Origin of the sequence: Janthinobacterium aestuarii, from assembly GCF_051380835.1 — a bacterium.
GTDB classification, from domain to species: Bacteria; Pseudomonadota; Gammaproteobacteria; order Burkholderiales; family Burkholderiaceae_D; genus Janthinobacterium; species Janthinobacterium aestuarii.
The window spans coordinates 84,605-104,176 of record NZ_JBNYXU010000007.1; the positions used below are offsets into that span (position 1 = coordinate 84,605).

24 protein-coding genes are annotated in these 19,572 nt (G+C 63.0%); 17 read left to right on the plus strand and 7 right to left on the minus strand.

All coding sequences use genetic code 11. The annotated features are described in order from the left end of the window. Positions 1-57 precede the first annotated feature (57 nt). The 6 genes from ACQ4WO_RS18905 to ACQ4WO_RS18930 all read left to right on the plus strand — a co-directional run bounded on the left by ACQ4WO_RS18905 (position 58) and on the right by ACQ4WO_RS18930 (position 5,049). Positions 58-723 carry a beta/gamma-crystallin gene (locus ACQ4WO_RS18905; RefSeq protein WP_436482765.1) on the plus strand — a complete coding sequence of 222 codons (666 nt, stop codon included), beginning with the start codon at positions 58-60 and terminating at the stop codon, positions 721-723. 179 nt (positions 724-902) lie between these two features. Next, positions 903-1,775 carry a beta/gamma crystallin-related protein gene (locus tag ACQ4WO_RS18910; protein WP_436482766.1) on the plus strand — a complete coding sequence of 291 codons (873 nt, stop codon included), beginning with the start codon at positions 903-905 and terminating at the stop codon, positions 1,773-1,775. 100 nt (positions 1,776-1,875) lie between these two features. Further along, positions 1,876-2,871 (plus strand): beta/gamma crystallin family protein, encoded by a 996-nt coding sequence (locus tag ACQ4WO_RS18915; RefSeq protein WP_436482767.1) that lies wholly within the window; start codon positions 1,876-1,878, stop codon positions 2,869-2,871. Between the two features lie 159 nt (positions 2,872-3,030). After that, positions 3,031-3,717: a beta/gamma crystallin-related protein gene (locus tag ACQ4WO_RS18920; RefSeq protein WP_128140320.1), complete on the plus strand. Its 687-nt coding sequence runs from the start codon at positions 3,031-3,033 to the stop codon at positions 3,715-3,717. A 96-nt stretch (positions 3,718-3,813) separates the two neighbouring features. After that, positions 3,814-4,734 (plus strand): DnaJ C-terminal domain-containing protein, encoded by a 921-nt coding sequence (locus ACQ4WO_RS18925; RefSeq protein ID WP_072454394.1) that lies wholly within the window; start codon positions 3,814-3,816, stop codon positions 4,732-4,734. A 3-nt stretch (positions 4,735-4,737) separates the two neighbouring features. After that, a complete protein-coding gene (locus ACQ4WO_RS18930; protein WP_034759737.1) occupies positions 4,738-5,049 on the plus strand; it encodes a chaperone modulator CbpM in 312 nt (103 codons plus the stop codon). 3 nt (positions 5,050-5,052) lie between these two features. Here ACQ4WO_RS18930 and ACQ4WO_RS18935 read toward each other — a convergent pair whose 3' ends face one another. Together ACQ4WO_RS18935 and ACQ4WO_RS18940 are read right to left on the minus strand one after the other, a co-directional pair. Continuing rightward, positions 5,053-5,280: a hypothetical protein gene (locus ACQ4WO_RS18935; RefSeq protein ID WP_034759733.1), complete on the minus strand. Its 228-nt coding sequence runs from the start codon at positions 5,278-5,280 to the stop codon at positions 5,053-5,055. 146 nt (positions 5,281-5,426) lie between these two features. Beyond that, a complete protein-coding gene (locus ACQ4WO_RS18940) occupies positions 5,427-6,341 on the minus strand; it encodes a LysR family transcriptional regulator (protein ID WP_436482768.1) in 915 nt (304 codons plus the stop codon). Between the two features lie 134 nt (positions 6,342-6,475). On the opposite strand from ACQ4WO_RS18940, the gene ACQ4WO_RS18945 reads away from it, so the two are divergent. From ACQ4WO_RS18945 to pncB, 5 genes are all read left to right on the plus strand, one after another. Next, entirely contained in the window at positions 6,476-7,081 is a 606-nt protein-coding gene (locus ACQ4WO_RS18945; RefSeq protein ID WP_436482769.1) for an FMN-dependent NADH-azoreductase, read from the plus strand. A 152-nt stretch (positions 7,082-7,233) separates the two neighbouring features. Beyond that, complete coding sequence (locus ACQ4WO_RS18950) at positions 7,234-7,740, plus strand: Cif family virulence factor (protein WP_436482770.1); 507 nt, start codon at positions 7,234-7,236, stop codon at positions 7,738-7,740. Between the two features lie 360 nt (positions 7,741-8,100). Further along, positions 8,101-8,244 carry a hypothetical protein gene (locus ACQ4WO_RS18955; protein WP_254798474.1) on the plus strand — a complete coding sequence of 48 codons (144 nt, stop codon included), beginning with the start codon at positions 8,101-8,103 and terminating at the stop codon, positions 8,242-8,244. A gap of 115 nt (positions 8,245-8,359) precedes the next feature. Next, entirely contained in the window at positions 8,360-9,223 is an 864-nt protein-coding gene (locus ACQ4WO_RS18960; RefSeq protein WP_436482771.1) for a cysteine hydrolase family protein, read from the plus strand. A gap of 79 nt (positions 9,224-9,302) precedes the next feature. Further along, on the plus strand, positions 9,303-10,493 hold the full coding sequence (gene pncB / locus ACQ4WO_RS18965; RefSeq protein ID WP_436482772.1) for a nicotinate phosphoribosyltransferase: 1,191 nt from the start codon (positions 9,303-9,305) through the stop codon (positions 10,491-10,493). A gap of 143 nt (positions 10,494-10,636) precedes the next feature. Here the strand turns inward: pncB and ACQ4WO_RS18970 are convergent, their stop codons facing one another. The 3 genes from ACQ4WO_RS18970 to ACQ4WO_RS18980 form a co-directional block, all read right to left on the minus strand. Next, positions 10,637-10,936 (minus strand): antibiotic biosynthesis monooxygenase family protein, encoded by a 300-nt coding sequence (locus ACQ4WO_RS18970; protein ID WP_035825510.1) that lies wholly within the window; start codon positions 10,934-10,936, stop codon positions 10,637-10,639. A gap of 83 nt (positions 10,937-11,019) precedes the next feature. Further along, positions 11,020-11,493: a host attachment protein gene (locus ACQ4WO_RS18975; RefSeq protein ID WP_436482773.1), complete on the minus strand. Its 474-nt coding sequence runs from the start codon at positions 11,491-11,493 to the stop codon at positions 11,020-11,022. A gap of 27 nt (positions 11,494-11,520) precedes the next feature. Then, positions 11,521-11,931 carry a hypothetical protein gene (locus ACQ4WO_RS18980; RefSeq protein WP_436482774.1) on the minus strand — a complete coding sequence of 137 codons (411 nt, stop codon included), beginning with the start codon at positions 11,929-11,931 and terminating at the stop codon, positions 11,521-11,523. A 171-nt stretch (positions 11,932-12,102) separates the two neighbouring features. Here ACQ4WO_RS18980 and ACQ4WO_RS18985 point away from each other — a divergent pair, with 171 nt between their 5' ends. From ACQ4WO_RS18985 to ACQ4WO_RS19000, 4 genes are all read left to right on the plus strand, one after another. After that, entirely contained in the window at positions 12,103-12,684 is a 582-nt protein-coding gene (locus ACQ4WO_RS18985; protein WP_131689091.1) for a DJ-1/PfpI family protein, read from the plus strand. A 64-nt stretch (positions 12,685-12,748) separates the two neighbouring features. Continuing rightward, positions 12,749-13,981, plus strand: coding sequence for a GAF domain-containing sensor histidine kinase (locus ACQ4WO_RS18990; protein WP_436482775.1), 1,233 nt, complete (start codon positions 12,749-12,751; stop codon positions 13,979-13,981). Positions 13,982-14,014: 33 nt separating this feature from the next. After that, a complete protein-coding gene (locus ACQ4WO_RS18995; RefSeq protein WP_436482777.1) occupies positions 14,015-14,662 on the plus strand; it encodes a response regulator in 648 nt (215 codons plus the stop codon). A gap of 155 nt (positions 14,663-14,817) precedes the next feature. Further along, positions 14,818-15,513: a Crp/Fnr family transcriptional regulator gene (locus ACQ4WO_RS19000; protein WP_034759676.1), complete on the plus strand. Its 696-nt coding sequence runs from the start codon at positions 14,818-14,820 to the stop codon at positions 15,511-15,513. A gap of 7 nt (positions 15,514-15,520) precedes the next feature. Here ACQ4WO_RS19000 and ACQ4WO_RS19005 read toward each other — a convergent pair whose 3' ends face one another. Next, entirely contained in the window at positions 15,521-16,714 is a 1,194-nt protein-coding gene (locus ACQ4WO_RS19005) for an MFS transporter (protein ID WP_436482778.1), read from the minus strand. Between the two features lie 87 nt (positions 16,715-16,801). On the opposite strand from ACQ4WO_RS19005, the gene ACQ4WO_RS19010 reads away from it, so the two are divergent. Beyond that, positions 16,802-17,269 carry a winged helix-turn-helix transcriptional regulator gene (locus tag ACQ4WO_RS19010; protein ID WP_319992461.1) on the plus strand — a complete coding sequence of 156 codons (468 nt, stop codon included), beginning with the start codon at positions 16,802-16,804 and terminating at the stop codon, positions 17,267-17,269. Continuing rightward, positions 17,266-18,468, plus strand: coding sequence for a D-amino acid dehydrogenase (locus tag ACQ4WO_RS19015; protein ID WP_436482779.1), 1,203 nt, complete (start codon positions 17,266-17,268; stop codon positions 18,466-18,468). Before ACQ4WO_RS19010 ends, ACQ4WO_RS19015 begins: the two co-directional genes overlap by 4 nt. On the opposite strand, the gene ACQ4WO_RS19020 is transcribed toward ACQ4WO_RS19015, so the two are convergent. Then, positions 18,465-19,544, minus strand: coding sequence for a hypothetical protein (locus ACQ4WO_RS19020; protein ID WP_436482780.1), 1,080 nt, complete (start codon positions 19,542-19,544; stop codon positions 18,465-18,467). The genes ACQ4WO_RS19015 and ACQ4WO_RS19020 overlap by 4 nt on opposite strands. Between the last annotated feature and the right edge of the window lie 28 nt (positions 19,545-19,572).

A 19,572-nucleotide genomic window follows, 5' to 3' on the forward strand; every position in this document is an offset into this window, starting at 1 on the left:
CTATTTGGCAAAATGACCAAATAGTCAACCGCAGTACCCTGACTATGGAGTAAGACCATGTTGAAGAAATCCTTGAACTGCGCCCTGTTGCTGGGCGCCGCCATGACGGCCGAACTGGCCGGCGCCGGCGAACTGACCCTGTATTCGCGCGACGATTATCACGGCCGCTCGCAGACCGTGCGCGATGCCGTCGCCGACCTTGAAGATGTCCGTTTCAACGACACGACGCAAAGCATCCGCGTGCGTTCGGGCCGCTGGGAAGCGTGCGAGGAAGCCGATTTCCGTGGCGATTGCTTCCTGCTCGAGGCGGGCGAGTATCCGTCGCTCGACGACCGCGCCAACAAAATCACCTCGCTGCGCGAAGTGCGCGGTGGCTGGGATGGGCATCCGGGCCGCGATCGTGACCGTGGGCGAGACCGGGACGGCCGCTGGGAACGCGACCGGGAGCACGGCCATTTGCCAGGGCGCTCGCTGGGCGGCGAACTGACCTTCTACACGCGCGACGATTTCGCCGGCCGCAGCTTGAGCGTGCGCAACGCTTCAGCCGACCTGCGCGAGCGCGACTTCAACGACACGGTGCAAAGCGTGCGCGTGCGCTCCGGCTATTGGGAAGTGTGCGAGGACGTGGGCTTCCGTGGCCGCTGCCGCACCCTGGAACCGGGCGAGTACGCGAGCCTGGAGCGCATGAGCAACCGCATCTCGTCTGTGCGCGAAGTGCGCTGATGCGGGTCAGCTAGTACCTCAAATTGCAATAACCGGTTCGCGCAGGTCCTGTTATTGCTTTTGGTAACAATTTCTTGTGCTTTTCCCATACTTTGTTACACCGTTTTTTCTACGGATGGCTACACTGACATCAGTTGTCATGTCGATCACTTGCCTTTGCCGCCACCGGAGACCTTCCCATGAATCGCCCGTTCGCCTTTGCTCTGCTGTGCGCCAGTTCGCTGTTTGTCCACCTCGCGGCGCAGGCCGGCGAGATACGCCTGTACACCGATGACAATTTCAAGGGGCGCGTAGTGGTCTTGCGCGATACGACGGACGACCTGTCGCGCGTCAATTTCAATGACACCGTCTCGAGCATCCAGGTCGATTCGGGCAGCTGGGAAGTGTGCACGCATGGCGATTTCAAGGGCGATTGCAAGACGCTGGAACAGGGCGACTACCGCTCGATGCCGGGCATGAACGATAAAATTTCATCCGTGCGCGAAATCGGCAGCGGGCAGGGCAGCGGCGGCGGTAGTGGACGCCGCGCGGCGCTGGAGCTGTACGCCGACGGCGGCCAGCGCGGCGCGTCGGCCGGCGTGAATTCGGACCGAGACGACCTGGTCGACATCGGCTTCAACGACCGCGCCAGCAGCGCGCGCGTCGAGTACGGCTACTGGCAGTTGTGCAGCGATTCCCACTACCATGGCAGCTGCCGCGTATTCGGGCCTGGCAGCCACGATGACCTGGGCAGCCTGAGCGGGCGCGTGTCGTCGGCGCGCCTGGTCGATCCGCGCGAGGAAAACCGCCCGCAAAATGACGAGGGCCTGGTGGTGCTGTATGGCCGCGCGTTCCTCAAGGGGCGGGGGCTGCAGGTGAACCGCGACGTCAGCGACCTGGTGCTCCTGAACTTCAACGACCAGGCCGAATCCATCGCCATCAACGAAGGCACCTGGGAAGTTTGCACGAACTCGCAGTTCAACGGCAGCTGCGAGCGCATGGGGCCGGGCAAGTATGAAGTGCTGGACACGGCGCTCGACAAGCGCATTTCCTCGCTGCGCCGCCTGTACTGAACGCGGATCGGACCTTCCCCGCGGGCTGGCACTTGTTACAATGGCATCCTGGCGTTTTGCTAGGCAAATCATCACCAAAGAATGAAGAATGGAGTTAATCATGACGGGCCCTTTCAAACACACGCTGGCATGCGCGGCCGCCTTGCTGCTCTCGCTGGGGGCCCATGCGGCCGCCCATGCGGGCGATATCACCTTGTTCGAAGACGTTGATCTGCGTGGCCGCGCAGTGAACCTGCGCGAGACGACGGATGATCTGTCGCGCATGGGCTTCAACGACAAGGTGTCGAGTATCCTGGTGCGCTCGGGTACCTGGGACGTGTGTACGGATGCCGGTTTCCGCGGCAATTGCCGCACCCTGGGGCCGGGCGAATACCGCTCGATGCCGGGCATGAACGACGCCATCAGTTCGGTGCGCGAGTCGGGGCGCGGCGATGGCTACAATCCGGGACGTCCCGGACGCGATCCCGACCGCGGCCATGGCGGCGGCTATGGCCGTGGCGGCACCCTGGAAGTGTATTCAGGCGCAGGCCAGAATGGCGGCTCGGCGCGCCTGAACCGCGACACGGACGATTTTGTCAGTATCGGTTTCAACGACCGCACCAGCAGCATCGTCATCTATAACGGTTACTGGCAGCTGTGCAGCGATTCGAACTACAACGGCGTGTGCCGCATCTTCGGCCCTGGCCGCCACGATGACCTGGGACGCGGCCTCGATGGGCGCGTCTCGTCGGCGCGCATGGTCGACGAGCGCGAAGCGCGCCGCCAGCAGCAGTACGATAACCAGTACCAGCGGCCGCAGTACGATCAGCCGCAGTATCCGCAATACCAGCAGCCGCAGTACCAGCAGCGCGGCGCCGTGCTGCTGTTCCCCGAAGCGGGCATGCGCGGCGAACCGCTGGCGCTGGACCGCAATGCGGACGACCTGGTGCGCTACAACTTCAACGACCGCGCCTCGTCCATCGTCGTCAACGAGGGCCAGTGGGAAGTGTGCAGCGATTCGAACTTCCATGGCCGCTGCGAAGTGATCGGGCCGGGCGAATACGGCCGCCTGAACGCCATGGAAAACCAGATTTCCTCGCTGCGCCGCGTACGCTGATTTTTTCTGCCACCATGCAGACAGGCCGCCTGCCGGGTTGATCCCGCCAGGCGGTTTTTACATTCGCTGCCGTGCGCTGACATTTGCTTGCCCTTTGTTACACTCGCCGCCTGCCGCCTGGTCTACACTGGCGAAAATGTCATCAGTATTGGAGTTGTCATGGTTTTATCTTTCCGGCCCGCGCTGTTGTGCGCCGCCACCTTGCTCGCCCCCCTTGCCGCATCTGCGGGCGAAATCACCTTGTTCGAGGACGCCGGTTTCCGTGGCCGCCCCGTGACCCTGCGTTACGACACGGGCGACCTGTCGCGCATGGGCTTTAACGACAAGACCTCGAGCATCATCGTGCGCTCGGGCACGTGGGAAGTGTGCAAGGACGCCAATTACCGTGGCAACTGCCGTACTTTCGGACCTGGCCGCTACGGCAGCATGCCGGGCATGAACGACGCCGTTTCCTCCGTGCGCGAAGTGGGCCGCCCGGGTCATGGCGGCGGCGATCACCGACCGTATCCGCCACGCCCGCCGCGTCCGGAGCCGGATCGCCCGTATCCCGGTTATCCCGGTCATGGCCACGGCGGCGGCCACCGTCCCGACGCGAATGGCGCCGTGCTGCTGTTCCCCGATGCAGGCATGCGCGGACGCCCCGTGCGCCTGGACCGCGAAGTGCACGACTTGAGCCGCTATGGCTTCAATGACCGCGCCGAATCGGTCGTGGTCAATTACGGCCGCTGGGAATTCTGCGTCGATGCCAACTTCCGCGGCCGCTGCGTGGTGATGGGACCAGGCAGCTACGGCCGCCTGCACGGTGGCCTCGACCGCCGCATTTCTTCGGTGCGCCGCGTGCGCTGATCCCGCCGCCGGGCGGCGCTGTATTGTGCGCACGCTGTCCTTTGACCAATTCGTGTACTCTTCCCATAGGCACTTCAACCATGGGGAGCAGGCACGGTGGAATACAAGGACTACTACAAGGAACTTGGCGTCGAGAAGACGGCGTCCGAGGCCGATATCAAGAAAGCGTACCGCAAGTTGGTGCGCAAATACCATCCCGATGTCAGCAAGGAGCCGGACGCCGACAAGCGCACCAAGGCCCTGAACGAGGCCTATGGCGTGCTGGGCGACGCGGAAAAGCGCGCCGCCTACGATGAACTGGGCCGCAACCCGGGCGCGCAAGGCCAGCCATTCCGGCCGCCGCCGGACTGGGGGGCGGGCTACGAGTCGTCGGGCGCCGACGACAGCGATTTCTTTGCCGACCTGTTCGCCCACGTGGGCGGACGGCGCCGCGCCAACAGCACCTTCCAGATGCAGGGCGAGGACAGCCACGCCGCCATCACCATCGACCTGCAGGACAGCTACCAGGGCGCCAAGCGCCACATCGTCATGCGCGTGCCCGAAGCGGATGCGCAAGGCCACGTGGTGACGCGCGAGCGCACCCTGGAAGTGACGATACCGAAAGGCGTCACGGAAGGGCAGCAGCTGCGCATGAAGGGGCAGGGCAATCCCGGCAGCGGCGGCGCGCCCGCCGGCGATTTATACCTGGAAATCCGCTTCCGGCCCGATGCGCGCTACAAGGTGGAAGGGCGCGACGTCTTCGAGACGGTGCCCGTCACGCCATGGGAAGCGGCGTTGGGCGGCGACATCGACGTGCCCACGCCATCGGGCACGGTGACCGTCACCGTGCCGCCCAATTCGCAGACGGGACGCAAGCTGCGCCTGAAGGGGCGCGGCATTCCCGCCGCCCAGCCGGGCGATCTGTATCTGCTGCTGGAAGTGGTGCTGCCGCCGGCGAACGACGACAAGGCGCGCGAACTGTATGCAACCATGGCGCGCGAGATGGCTTTCAATCCACGCCAGAAGCTGGGAGGCTAGATCATGACAAACAAGGTAATTGGCGAACTGCTGGAAGACCGTGCCCTGAGCCTGGAAGAACTGGCGCGCGCCTGCGCCGTGGAGCCGGACTGGGTGGTGCAGCACGTGCAGACGGGTGTGCTGCTGCAGGACGGTCCGCCGGCGGGACAACTGACGGCCTGGCGCTTCACGAGTCTGGACCTGGTGCGTGCGCGCCGCCTGCATGAAATCGAATCCGTGTTCGACGCGAACGCCGAACTGGCCGCGCTGGTGGTCGACCTGTCGGAAGAAGTGGCGCGTCTGCGCCGGCGCCTGCATGTGCTGGGCGTCGAGTAAGCCTCAGGCGGGGTCGCCGTGCCGCTGCACGGTGATCCTGCCGATATAAAACTGCCCATCGACGACGACGCGGTGCGGTATGCCCGCCACGTCGAAGCCGGGGCCGCCGTCTTCCATCCATTCCTGCGCCAGCGAATCGAACTGCTGCGGCGTCATGCGCAACATCTGCGCCGTGATGACGAAACGCGCGCCTGGTTTTTGTTTGTTGACGAAGTCGTCGATGCCGGCCATGGTGAGTCTCTTCAAGGTTGTATCTGAATTCGGGGTCAGACCCGTCGGGGCAACCAGTCCCAATGGGACGGGTTGCGATCCCGCAGGGACTGACCCCAGCACTTGTTTGGGGTTTGCTGAGGCATGATACCTGTCCCCGCGCGCATCTAAAACCCCTGCACCAGCAACGGCAATTGTTCCGCAAAACGTTCAGTAAGCCACTTGCCCGCCTGCCCCGGCGGCGTGTCGGCGCGCTGTATCAAATAAATCGGATAATTCTCGCCATTGTCGACGGCCAGCGGCAGGTGCACCAAACGGCCTTCGGCCAGGTCCTCGCGCACCATCGCTTCGGGCATATTGCCCCAGCCAAGTCCCGCGCGCAGCAGCGCGTGCTTGGAACCGAGGTCGCCCAGGCGCCAGTTGCGCAATCCCAGCACGCCGAAATCCTGGCCCTCCGTCAGCGCGCTGCGGTCGCTGAGCACCAGCTGCACGTGTTCGCGCGCCACGCTGGACGCGATCGGCCCGCCCAGCTGCGCCAGCGCGTGGCTGGGCGCGGCCACGGGAATCAGGCGCACGTGGCCGACGGCCATACGCTCGAAGACGCTGGCCGTGGCCGTCATCCAGCCGCCGAGGCCGATGTGGCAGCTGCCATCCATCACCAGCTGCGCCACGGCGCCCATCGCTTCGATGCGCAGGCGCAGGGCGACGGTGGGGAACTGCGCCTGGAACGCTTCGAGCACGCGCACCAGCACGCAGGTGGGAAACATCACGTCGACCACCACCGACACTTCCGCCTCCAGCCCGCCGGCCAGCGCCTTGGCCCGCGCGCGCATGCCATCGACCTTCAGCGCCACGGTGCGCGCATCGGCCAGCAGGGCCTTGCCTGCGTCCGTCAGGGTGGGCTTGCGCTTGCCGCGATCGAGCAGCACCACGTTCAGCTGTTCTTCCAGGTTGGCGATGGTGTAGCTGATCACCGATTGCGTGCGGTGCAGCTGGCGTGCCGCGTGGGCGAAACCGCCCGCGTCGATGACGGCGACGAAGACGCGCAACTGGTCGAGCGAAGGCTGGCCCGGTTCTCTCATGCTGGATCCATATCTAAAAATTCGATGCTAATCATTTATATTTACCCTGTTTCATCGATAGTAGACCCGAACTATGATGTGTGCAAGTGCAGCAAACGCCGCACCCCCATCTATCGTTCTTGAAGGAGTGCATCATGGCAAACGTACTACACATCAATAGCAGCGTGCGCAACAGCGGTTCCCTGTCGCGTCAATTGTCGGGCGAGTTCGTCGCCAAACTGGCCGCGCAAGGCGACACCATCGTCGTGCGCGACCTGGCCGCGCAACCGGTGCCGCACCTGACGGAAGAGGTGATGGGCGCGTTCTTCACGCCAGCCGAGCAGCGCAGCGCGCAGGCGGCCGTGGCCGTGCAATTGTCCGATACCCTGGTCGATGAATTGCTGGCCGCCGACGTGCTGGTGCTGGCCGCGCCCATGTACAACTTTTCCGTGCCCTCGACCTTGAAGGCGTGGATCGACCATGTGGCGCGCGCGGGCCGCACTTTCCAATACACTGCCAATGGCCCCGTTGGCCTGGCCACGGGCAAGAAAGCCTATATTTTCACGGCCAGCGGCGGCGTCTACAGCGAAGGTCCGGGCGCCGCGTATGACTACTTGAGCACCTATCTGCGCACGGCGCTGGGCTTCATCGGCATCACGGACATCGAATTTGTGCAAGCCGAAGGCGTGGCCATGGGCGAGGATGCCGTCACCAGCGCGATCGCCAAGGGCCGCGCCTCGATCGAAGCCCTGGCTGCCTGAGTTTGCCGCCATCTAGTTCCAAAGAGGGATTGCCAATCTGTTATGGTTGACATAAGCTTGCCGGCGGCACGCCCCGTGCCAGGCCGGCGAGCCGTTCGCCATGAAAGTCCCTCATGCACAAGTTGGCAAGCGCAGTACTGTTCGGATCTTCCTTGTTTTCAGCTGGCATTGCGCTGGCGCAGACTGCGCCCGTTGCGCCGCCCCACGTGGGCCGCCATGCCTCCACGCCCGAGGATATCCGCGCCATTGAAAAAGTCGTCGCCGACTTCCAGGCGGCGCTGATCGCCAAGGATGTCAAGCTGCTGTCGTCGCTGATGCTGCACACGAACATCCTGTTCGCCTCGCCGGCCGATGACGCTTTCATCCAGAAAATGCGCGACACGACGGACGTCCACTTCGACGGCGTCGCGGCGGCCGGCTACGTCGGTTTCGCCAACTACATCAAGCGCGAACCCCTGCGCACGGAAGAAAAATTCTACAACGTCAAGATCACCCAGGACCGCCATGTCGCGTGGGTCAATTTCGACTATGAATTCCTCGTCGGCGACAAATTGTCCAACTATGGCGTCGAAGCGTGGCAGATGGTCAAGCGCGATGGTCAATGGAAAATCCTCAGCGTCGTCTGGTCCATGCATCCCGCAGCCGAGGCGGCGAAGTAGGGCAGGTGCCAGCGGCGTTCAGTACAGAGTTGCCTTCTCATAATTTTTTCGCATCGTCTATACTTTCAGTGGGCGTGCCGCCGTGCCTCAAGGTGAGGCAGGCGTTCAAGTTTTCCCCTGTGCCGCGTAATAAAAAGCAGATAAGTGAGTCAGTATCCTGAGCAAGCGCGATTGCATGTATTCCAACCCTACGCCGGGTAGGGCCGTTGAGACAGGCTACCCGGGGATGTCATTTTTGGAGCAAACATCGTGCCGATAAAGTACGTTGATACGTATGAAATAAATTACACGGCGGAACCCTTACGCGGTTGCAAACTGTGGGGCGCCTATGTGTCCCTGTACACCCCCTCGAACAATCCCATGCACAGGAACAATATCGTCAAAAAGCACCGCGTGCTGGCCGACCATCCGTTTTCGACGGAAGCCGAAGCCGTCAGCGAAGCGGCCGAGGTGGCATTGAAGCTGGTCGAGCGGCGCCAGCGCCGTTATGTTTTCCACCCCTGATCTCACTTGTCTACACGCAAGTTATTACGATTTGCAAGGTGCATGGCGGACTCTGCATTGGCGCGATGGCGATGTTGCCCTATCATGCAAGTTCCCGCCACGCACGAGGACCGCCATGAAACGCCAGCTGCATCTGCTCGTCATCGATCCGCAAAACGATTTTTGCGACCTGCCCGCCGAATGGCTGCCTGCCGGCGCCGCACCGGCACTGGCCGTGCCCGGCGCCCACGCCGACATGCTGCGCGTGGCGCAGCTGATCCGTGAAGGGGGCAATGGCTTGACGCAGATCAGCGTGACGCTCGACGTCCACCACCGCTACGACATTGCCCACCCCGCCTTCTGGCGCACGGGCGATGGCGGCGCCGTGCCGCCGTTCACGCAGATCACGGCCCAGCAGGTGCGCGACCGCTTGTTCCTGCCCGCCGCCAGCGATGCCTTGCCGCGCGCGCTGGCCTACCTCGATGCCTTGCAGCAAGCGGGGCGCTATCAGCTGATGGTGTGGCCCGTGCACTGCGAGATCGGCAGCTTGGGCCAGAATATCCACGCGGCCGTGCGCGCCGCCTACAACGCATGGGAAGTGGAACACCTGCAAGTGGTCGCCAAGCTGAGCAAGGGTTCCAATCCGTGGACCGAGCATTACTCGGCCGTCATGGCGGAAGTGCCCGACGCGCAGGATGCGGCCACCCAGCTCAACCTGGATTTCCTCGCCACCTTGCTGCCGGCGCAGCAGATTTATGTCACCGGCGAAGCGGGCAGCCATTGCGTGAAAGCCAGCACCGAGCACATCGCCGATTACCTGGAAGCGCAGCAAGGCAAGACGGCCCTGTCGCGGCTGGTGCTGCTGACGGACTGTATGAGCCCCGTCACGGGCTTTGAAGCACAGCAGCGCGACTTCCTTGCAGCCATGCACGAGCGCGGCGCGCGGCTGGCGACATCCGCCGACGTCTTGCCCGAGTTGTTGGCAAACGCAAGCGATTAATACTTTCCTGCAAGCGAACCCTGCTGAAATGCTTGCGGTGGCGTACTATTCTGGCTTCAGGAAGTTGGAGAAAACACACATGACCCCGATAGTGCGCAGTTTGCTGGAAACCGATCTGTATAAATTTACAATGTGGCAAGCATTGCTGCACGGTCATCCGAATACCCATACCGAATACGAATTTGTCTGCCGCAACGCCACCGCCTTTCCCCTGGCCGAACTGAAGGGCGAGCTGGAAGAGCAGCTCGACCACCTGTGCTCGATGTCGTTTGCGGACGACGAGCTGGCTTATCTGCGCACCTTGCGCTTCATGAAGAGCGACTTCGTCGACTTCCTGACGGTGTTCCGTTTCCAGCGCAAGTTCATCGACGTGAGCACGGACGGCGACACCTTGCTCGTGCACGCGGCCGGGCCGCAGGTGCATGTGATGGGCTTCGAGATTTTCGTGCTGTACATCATCAACGAACTGTATTTCCGCCGCTTCGACCTCGATGCCGCCATGCGCGAAGGGCGCCACCGCCTGGGCTTGAAAGTGGACGCCGTCAAGGAATTCGGCAAGCTGCCGCGGCGCAAGCATCCATTTGAATTTTCCGATTTCGGCGTGCGCCGGCGTTTTTCCGGCGCCTGGCACGACGAAGTGGTGCAGCGCCTGGCGCGCGACGTGCCCGAGTATTTCAAGGGCACGTCGAATGTGTACCTGGCGAAAAAGCTCGGCATCGTGCCGATCGGCACCATGGCGCATGAATACATGCAATCGTTCCAGTCGTTCGGCGTGCGCCTGCGCGACTTTCAAAAGGCGGCACTGGAAGACTGGGTACAGGAATACCGGGGCGACCTGGGCATCGCCCTGACCGACGTGGTCGGCATGGATGCGTTTTTGGCCGACTTCGACCTGTATTTCGCCAAGCTGTTCGACGGCTTGCGCCACGATTCGGGCGACCCCGTCGAGTGGGGCGAGAAGGCGCTGGCCCACTACGCTGCCCTGCGCATCGACGCCAATACCAAGCGCCTCGTGTTTTCCGACGGCCTGGACCTGGACAAGGCCTTTGCCCTGTACCAGCATTTCGCCGACCGCATCATGACGGGCTTTGGCATTGGCACCAATCTCACCAACGACGTTGGCTTGACGCCGCTTAACATCGTCATGAAACTGGTGCGCTGCAATGGCCAGTCCGTGGCGAAACTGTCGGACTCGCCGGGCAAGACCCTGTGCAAGGATGAGACCTTCCTCGCCTACCTGCGACAGGTGTTCCACCATCCCGCCGTGTAAGCGCTTGACATAAGCTACTGCGCGTCGCAATTTGCGGCCTCCGATGCTCACTGCCTCGGCGGCCCCGTGCCCGGCACAGTTGCGCTTCTCGGCCACAACTTGCTGCCGCTCGCTACGCTTCTGTCAGGCGCTTAATTGCCTGTCTAGAAACCCGTCACCACCGTATCCATGTGCTCCACCTGCGGCGGGGCGGCGAAAAATTCACCGACCAGGCCGCGCCATGCCTGGAAGTCCTCGCTGCCGCGGAAATGCACGGTATGGTCTTCCAGGGTTGTCCAGCCCACCACCAGGCGGTAGGCATCGCCGTTTTCGATCGAGCGCTCCAGGCGCATCGACTCGCAGCCGCGTGCGCGCTGGAACAAGGGGACGGCTTTCGTCACGGCCGCTTCGAAGGCAGCGTGCGTGGCCGATTTGATCTGGATGTGGGCAATTTCAAAAATCATGACAAGTTCCGGTTTTGAAAGAAAGAACGCAGATCTTGCCACAGATTGTGCCCGCTTGCGGATGGCGATGGGGCCGCTGCCGTTCAGCTGTCGTCGCCGCTCCTGTCCAGCGCTTGCTGCAAATAGGCTTCCAGTTGGGGCACGTTCATGCTGGCGACATCCCTGGCCAGGGCATGACTGAGCCGTTTTTCCACCTGGGTATCGAGGCTTAGACGCAACTGCCCCAGGAATTTGGGCGCGGCTACCAGGCACAGCTTGTTGTAGCGCTGTTGCTGCAAGCCCTGCTGCAGTACTTGCGCGATATGCCGGGCAAACTGTGCGTTCGCATGCTCGACTGGCGTCACCCGCGGCTCGGTCGTGTGCGCCTGCGTGCCCGCTTGCGTACCGGCGCGCATGCCGCTGCCGAAGCGTCCGCTGGCATCGCTGTTCAAGGCGTTCTCGTTTTCGCGGCCCGCCGGATTGACGAAATCTTGCAGTTCGCCCAGCTGATTTTGCTGTCCCAGCGCAAACAGCCGGGCCCGGCTGCTGTCGGCCACTACCCCCCATGTGACGTCCATGCTTGTTCTCCTTGCTGTGCGCGCCGGCTAGCGCGACAGGGCCGCCATGCCGCCGTGCCTGTCCTGGTCGCAGCGGGCCGTGCGCTGTTCGATATCGCTGCCGCCACACGCTTGCACGATGGCGTGCGCGCGCTGCTGTTCATCGGCGTGACGCGTGGCCACCACCAGGCGGACCATGCCGCGGAACGCCGTCTTGCCGTAGTTGCGCCGGTACATATGGTTGTCGCCGCCGAACAGGGCATTGATCGCCCGTTCCAGCCGGCTGGTGAAGGTGTCGCAATTGCCGACCGTGAAATTGCCCTGCACGGGGCCAGCCTCGTCGTCGCCCGCGTCCAGCTGCACGGCGTGAGAAGGGAAACCTTCGGCCAGCAGCCGGTTGCGGGCGCGCTCTGCATCGGCTAAATGGTCGAAGATACGTATCAGTGTGCTGCTGTCCATGGCCCTGCCTTTCAACGAGGTGTGCTTGATTTGACCTGCGAGGCTGTAAATAATTCCGCCTCAGCCTGTAAAATCCTCGATCAAGGCGCAAAAGTTTGATAAATATCCAGTATGGCTGCCAAGTCGCGCTAAGATACGTCTTGCGGGATCAATCTTTCATAGGAGAACCAAATGGCAGCGAAAAAAATTCTGTTTTTGACCGGCGATTTTGCAGAAGATTATGAAACGATGGTGCCGTTCCAGGCTCTGCTGATGCTCGGGCATACCGTGCATGCCGTCTGTCCCGGCAAGAAAAGCGGCGAGACGATCAAGACGGCCATCCACGATTTCGAGGGCGACCAGACCTACACGGAAAAGCCGGGCCATTTGTTCACCCTGAACGCCAGCTTCGACGAGATCGATCCGGCCGATTATGATGCCGTGATGATCGCCGGCGGCCGTGCACCGGAATACCTGCGCCTGAACGAGAAAGTCATCGCCGCCGTGCGCCATTTCGCCGGGGCGGGCAAGCCTGTCGCGGCCGTTTGCCATGGCGCGCAACTGCTGGCTGCCGCCGACGTCATCCGTGGCAAGCGCATTTCCGCCTATCCAGCCTGCGCACCGGAAGTGAAACTGGCGGGCGGCACGTATGCCGACATCGCCGTCACGGACGCCGTCACGGATGGCCAGTTCGTCACGGCGCCCGCCTGGCCCGCGCATCCGGCCTGGCTGGCGCAGTTCGTCAAGCTGCTCGGTACCGAGATTCATTTGTAACCTTTGTTTGTCCGGCAGGCCGCAGCGCCTGCCGGACGCCCCACTTTTCAGATTCGAGTTCTTCATGCATGCGCCGCGCAGTCAACCTTCCCGCAAACAACATCCAGCCTCGCGCTGGCGCCAGCGCCGCCTGGCGCAAGCCGCATCGGGCCTGAGCGCCGCGCAGGAACGCCAGCTGGCCACCCTGCACGAGATTTCCACCTTGCTGGCGGGACAGCACGCCATCGATGCGCTGTGCCGTGGCTTCCTGCGCCACGTGATGGAGTTCGCGCAGGCCGAAGGCGGCACCGTGCGCATCCTCGATCCGCATCAGGACACCGTGCATATCATCGTGCACGAAGGCATTTCCGACGCCATGGTGGAAGAGGAACACTGCATCCGCAACAACGATTGCCTGTGCGGCGCGGCCGTGGCGCAGGGCGTGATCCAGATCCGCGATTTCCGCCAGGTCGAAGCCTTGCAGCGCTACCGTTGCCAGGACGAAGGTTTCATTGCCATCGCCGTCTTCCCCATCCTTGCGCGAGAGCAGGTGGTCGGCAGTTTTTCGCTGCACTTTGCGCGCCCCCAAGCCGTGCAGGCGCAGCAGCAGGGCTGGCTGGAAACCCTGGGCCAGAGCCTGGGCATCGCCATTGAAAACCAGCGCCTGATCGCGCGCGAAAAGGAATTTGCCGTCGCGCGCGAACGCAGCCTGCTGGCCGAAGGCTTGCATGACAGCATCGCGCAAAGCCTGAACTTCATCAGCCTGCAAGTGCAGATGCTCGACGACTCCGTGCGCCGGGGCCAGCTCGACGAAGCGGCCGAAGTGTTGCCGCTGATGCGCATGGGCGTCGAGCAAAGCTACCAGGACGTGCGCGAATTGCTCGTCAATTTCCGCACGCGCTGGCATGGCAGCGACCTCGAAAGCAAGCTGTCGGAAGTGCTGGCCAAGTTCGAGCTGCAGACGGGCGTGATCGGCACGCTGGAAATGAGCGGCAACGGCGCGCCGCTGGCGCCCGAGCAGCAGTTGCAGATCCTGTTCATCGTGCAGGAAGCGCTGTCGAATATCCGCAAGCACGCGCAAGCGAGCAACGTGGCGCTGCGCGTGGACAACGGGCGCGATTTTGCGCTGCAGGTGCGCGACGATGGCGAAGGCTTCGCCGCCAACCTGCGCGACAAGAAAACGGAATTGCAGATCGGCTTGCGTATCATGCAGGAAAGAGCCGAGCGGCTCGGTGCGCAATTTGCCATCGACAGCACGCCCGGCGGCGGCACGACGATCTCGCTGGCCTTGCCGGCAGCCCGGCGCCAGACCGCGTAACAAAATGAATCATCTTTATCAGGCAACAAACACGTGAACGCACCAATCAAAATCCTGCTGGTCGACGACCACACCTTGCTGCGCAGTGGCGTCAAGCTGCTGCTGCAGCGCAATCCTCAATTCCAGGTGGTGGGCGAGGCATCGAACGGGCTGGACGGCGTGCGCCTGGCGGCCGAACTGCATCCCGACGTGGTGCTGATGGACTTGAACATGCCCGGCGTGACTGGCGTCGAGGCGCTGCAGCTGATCTTGCAGGACATGCCGCAGATGGTGGTGCTGATGCTGACCGTGTCGGAAAACGCGGCCGACCTCGGCGCGGCCCTGCGCGCGGGCGCACGCGGTTATTTGCTGAAAAATATCGAAGCCGAACAGCTGGGCCAAGCCATTTGCCGCGCCGCCGCCGGCGAATCCGTGATCGCCGACGCCATGACGGCCAAGCTCGTATCGCAGTTCCGCGCGGGGCAAAACGCGCCCCAGGAAGACTATGACAAACTGACGCCGCGCGAACGCGAAGCCATGGCCTGCCTGGCGCAAGGACTGAGCAACAAGGAAATCGCGCGCCAGCTCGACGTGGCCGAAAGCACGGTGAAAATCCACGTGCAAAACATTCTCAAAAAGCTTAAGCTCAGCAGCCGCGTGCAGATCGCCGTCTACGCCGTCGAGCGTGAGTTAAGCAAATAGAGATCAAACAAAGCGCAAATAGTGGGCAAGGAATCCGCGATTGTTTGATCTGCATGGCGTTCCGGCCTAGACAACCCTAGTTCCTTTGACGTATGGCCTTGACCGTGCCTGCGCATTACACTCTTAGTCATTCGCTAATCTAATAAGAGAGTGTCATGCATAAGGTCAACGTCGATGGCTTGCTGTCGAGCCAGGCTCTGTTCCGCCATATTTCCCCTTCGCAATTAGAGCAATTGCGCCAGGATGTCGTGCGTGTCGAAGTGGAAAAAGGCAAAGTGCTGTTCCGCAAGGGCGAAGTGGCGGAAGGCGCCTACGTGGTGGTCTTCGGCCTCGTCAAGCTGAGCGTGTTTTCCATGGAAGGGACCGACAAGGTACTGGAACTGATCCGTCCGGGCCAGAGCTTCGGCGAAGCCATGATTTTCCTCGATGAACCATATCCGTTCTGCGCCGAGGCGCTCGAGCACTGCCTGCTGCTGCGCATCCCGCCGCACGCGCTGCTGCGCCTGCTGGACCAGTCGCCCCGCATCGCGCGCCAGATGATGAACAGCCTGTCGCACCACCTGATGGGTTTCATCCGCAACGTGGAGCGCTGCTCCGTGCAGAACGCGACCCAGCGCGTGGTCGAGTATTTGCTGCAGGCATCGGACCAGCAGCGCTCGAACGAGGTCAAGCTGGACCTGAAGAAAAGTTTATTGGCATCGTTCCTGAACCTGGCGCCCGCCACCCTGTCGCGCGTGCTGCATCAGCTGACGGACTTGCACCTGATTAAAGTCAGCGGTTCGCTGATCCAGATCCAGCCCGATGCCTTGAAAACCTATCGCCATGGTTCCGCCACGGCCATGCTGAATTAAGCGTTTATCACTCAGCTTTTTCAGCAGGCAAGGTCAGCCGCCAGAACAGCAGGGCGAGCAAGCTGACCGCCGCGCCCAGCGTGCATACCCCATGCCAGCCCGCCAGCGCATACACGCTGGTGGCGGCAATCGCACCGAGTCCGCTTCCCACCGCATAAAACAGCATGTAGCACGCCACCAGGCGGCTGTGCGCGTCGCTGTCCTGCTTGAAAATCAGGCTTTGGTTCGTCACGTGGATGGCCTGGCCCGCCAGGTCCAGCGCGATGATGCCGACGATTAACGGCCACAGGGCAGCGCCCGCAAAGCCGAGCGGCAGCCACGCGGCCAGCAGCAGCAGCAGGGCGGCGCCCGTCGTCCATTGCGCGCGGCCCTTGTCCGCCATGGCGCCCGCGCGCGCCGCGCCCAGCGCACCGATTACGCCGACCAGGCCAAACGCGCCGATGGCCGCATGGCTATAGCCTTGCGCCGTCAGGGGCAGTACCAGCGCGCTCCAGAAAATATTGAAGACAGCAAACATCAGCAGGGCCAGCATGCCCCGTACGCGCAGCACCTTGTTGTGCAGCAGCATGTCCAGCATCGAGGCGAGCAGGGCGCCATACGCGAGCTTCTGGCCTTGCGACTTGGCCGGCGGTAGCATGCGCCACAGCAGCAGCAACAGGGCGCAAGCGATGGCGGCCGAAACAAAATATACGGCGCGCCAGTCCGCCACATCGGCCACCACGCCGGACAGGGTGCGCGCCAGCAGCAAGCCGATCACCACGCCGCCCTGCGCCATGCCGACGACTCTTCCCCGCTCATGGCTGGCCGCCGCGCTGGCCGCGTAGGCGATCAAACCCTGCGTCATGGCCGTGCCCAGCAAGCCGACCATCAGCATGCCGCCCAGCAAGGCTGCCGTGGACCGGGCGCAGCCCAGCGCCACCAGGGTGATGGCCAGCATGCCCAGCTGGAAAAGGGTCAGCCGGCGCCGGTTCAGCATGTCGCCCAAGGGCACGAGCAGCAGCAGGGCCAGCGCGCAGCCGATCTGCGTGGCCGTGATGACCATGCCGCTGGCCGCCTCCGTCATGCCGAACTCGTGCGCCAAGGTGGCGAGTAAAGGTTGGGCGTAATACACATTGGCCACGCTGAGGCCGGCCGCCGTGGCAAACAGCCAGACGAGGGTGGGGGGAAGTGCTGTCGTGATGGGAGTCGTTGTATCGCGCATGGTCTTGTTTGTGGTTTCAAATTAAAACCACTTGGAGTCTACGCCGAGAAGTTTTAAAATGCAACCACTCAATCCTGGAGAATGCCCGTGGCCAAGCGCAAGAGCCTGAAAACCGACCCCTGTCCCGTGGCGCGCGCGCTCGACGTGATCGGCGAGCGCTGGTCGCTCCTGATCGTGCGCGACGCCTTCGACGGCATGCGCCGCTTTGGCGAGTTCCAGAAAAGCCTGGGCGTGGCGAAGAACATCCTGGCCGACCGCCTGCACACGCTAGTGGAAGAGGGCATCTTTACGGTCGCGCCCGCCTCGGACGGCACGGCCTACCAGGAATACGTGCTGACGCAAAAGGGGCTGGCGCTGTTTCCCGTCGTCGTCGGTTTGCGGCAGTGGAGCGAGGCGCAATTGTTCGAAGCGGGCGAGGCGCATTCGACCTTGCTGCAACGTGATACGCACGCGCCCGTGCGCAGGATGGACGTGTTGGCGCCGGACGGCCGCGTGTTGCAGGCGGGCGACACGGTCGTGCACAAGGTGGAGCAGAAAATGGAACCTGAGGCATGAAGCGCGTGGCCGTGCTGGGCGCAGGCATCACGGGCGTGACGACGGCGTATGCGCTGGCCAAGCGGGGCGTGCACGTGACCCTGATCGAACGCCACCGTTACGCTGCCATGGAAACGTCGTATGCGAACGGCGGGCAATTGTCGGCCTCGCACGCGGAAGTGTGGAACCACAAGGCAACGATACTAAATGCCCTGAAATGGATGGCGCGGCGCGATGCGCCCTTGCTGCTCCATCCCTGGCCCAGCTGGCACAAGCTGAGCTGGTTTGCCGAGTTTCTCGCCGCCATGCCGGCTTACGAGCGCAACACCATCGCCACGGCCCGCATGGCGATCGCCGCGCGCGAACATTTGTTTGCGTGGGCGCAAGCGGAAAACATCGCTTTCGATCACCGCCGCGCCGGCATCCTGCACGTCTACCGTGACAAGGCCGGCTTCGAGCGGGCGGGCGGCGTTTCGCGTTTGCTGGCGCAGGGCGGCTTGCAGCGGCGCGCCGTCACGCCGCAGGAAATGCGCGCCATCGAACCGGCCTTGCAGGGCGACTTCTACGGCGGCTACTACACGGACAGCGATTCCACGGGCGACATCCACAAATTCACCAGCGGCCTGGCCGATGCCTGCGTGCGTCTGGGCGTCGCCTGCCGTTATGGTGTGGAAGTCACGGCGCTGGCGCGTGAACACGGCAAGGTGCGGGTCAGCCTCGGCGAAGACAGCACCCTGTTCGATGCCGTCGTCATCTGCGCGGGCACGGCCAGCCGCGCCATGGCGGCAATGCTGGGCGACCATGTCAACGTGTATCCCGTGAAAGGGTATTCGATCACCGTGAAGCTCGACGCCGCCGCCAGCCGCGCGGCCGCACCGTCCGTCAGCCTGCTCGACGACGCGACCAAGCTGGTCAGCAGCCGCCTCGGCGAAGACCGGCTCAGGGTGGCGGGCACGGCGGAATTCAACGGTATCAATCACGACATCCGCGCCGACCGCATCCGCCCGCTGCTGCAATGGGTCGAAGAGTGCTTTCCTGGCGTGAATACGCGCAAGGTCGTGCCCTGGGCCGGCTTGCGTCCCATGCTGCCCGACATGCTGCCGAAAGTGGGGCCGGGCAAAGCATCTGGCGTGTACTACAACACGGGCCACGGCCACCTGGGTTGGACCCTGGCGGCCGCCACGGCGGAGATGGTGGCCGCGATGATTGGTGATGGTTAGTTCTTCGGCAGCAAGTCGCTGAGCGCGGCGCGACCCTTGACGGTGAGGAAGGGGCCGACCTTGCTGTAGGGCAGCAGGAAGTCGTTCTCGCAGCCGCTGCCGTTCGGGTCTTGCCAGAACGATACGCCTTCCTGCTTCAATGACAAGTGGAAGCGGCCGCGGCCGTCGTAATCCGTGCCCTTGCATTCGGCGTCGATTTTCACATCCTTGAACAGGGCCTGGCGCAGGCGGTCCGGCAATTCGGCCTTGTCGTCGCCATCGCTGGCGCTGGCGCCAAACCAGTTCCACACGTCCGTTTCCTGGCCCGTTTTCACGTCCCAGGTGCGGAACTTGATGGAGATGCCGCTGGCGCCATAGCCGGCCGCCCAGCGGTAGAACTTCACCGTCACCCAGCGCGGCGACCAGTAGGTCGGCTCCGCATACACTTCGTCTTCCGTCGTGAAACCGTTGCGGCCCAGGTATTCGCGGCGCGTGGCATAGAAGTCTTCCAGGTCCTTCTTGTTCTTCGCCAGTACGCCGCGCAGCTGCGCGTTGATTTTCGCGATGCCATCGCCGGGCGCCATCAGTTCCACGGTGATGGTGTCGCCCACTTGCAGGTTGCGGTATTGCTTGCCTTCAAAGATGACGGGTTTGCTTACCTTGGTGCCGGGAAAATCTTCCAGCGCCAGATTGTAGGCGTCGCTGGCGCAGGACGGATGTTCGCGGTCGCCCGCCGCTTCCAGCAGGGTCAAGGCCAGGGGCAGGGTCTTGCCGCTTTTCGGATCCGCCCAGGTGCCGACGAGCTTCTCGCCCTGCGGCGCGTTCAGCGACCACGTGCCCGTCGTATTGCCCTTGGCGTCGAGTTCCTGCCACAGCGTCTTGCCGTTCGGCTTTGCCAGCATGATCGGCGTCTTGTAGCGCGTATAGTAATAATTGCCGCTGCGGTCCGCGCCTTGCGTAGTGCTGGGCTGGTTGAAGCAGGCGACGATATTGGCCTTGCCCACGGTGCCCTGCCACACCCCTTGCACGGGCGGCTCGGCGGCCATGGCGGCATTCAGGGCGGGCAAGGTCAGGCAAGCAAACAGAAAGCGGCGCATCGGTTAATCCTCTCGTGGGCGAAGGCCG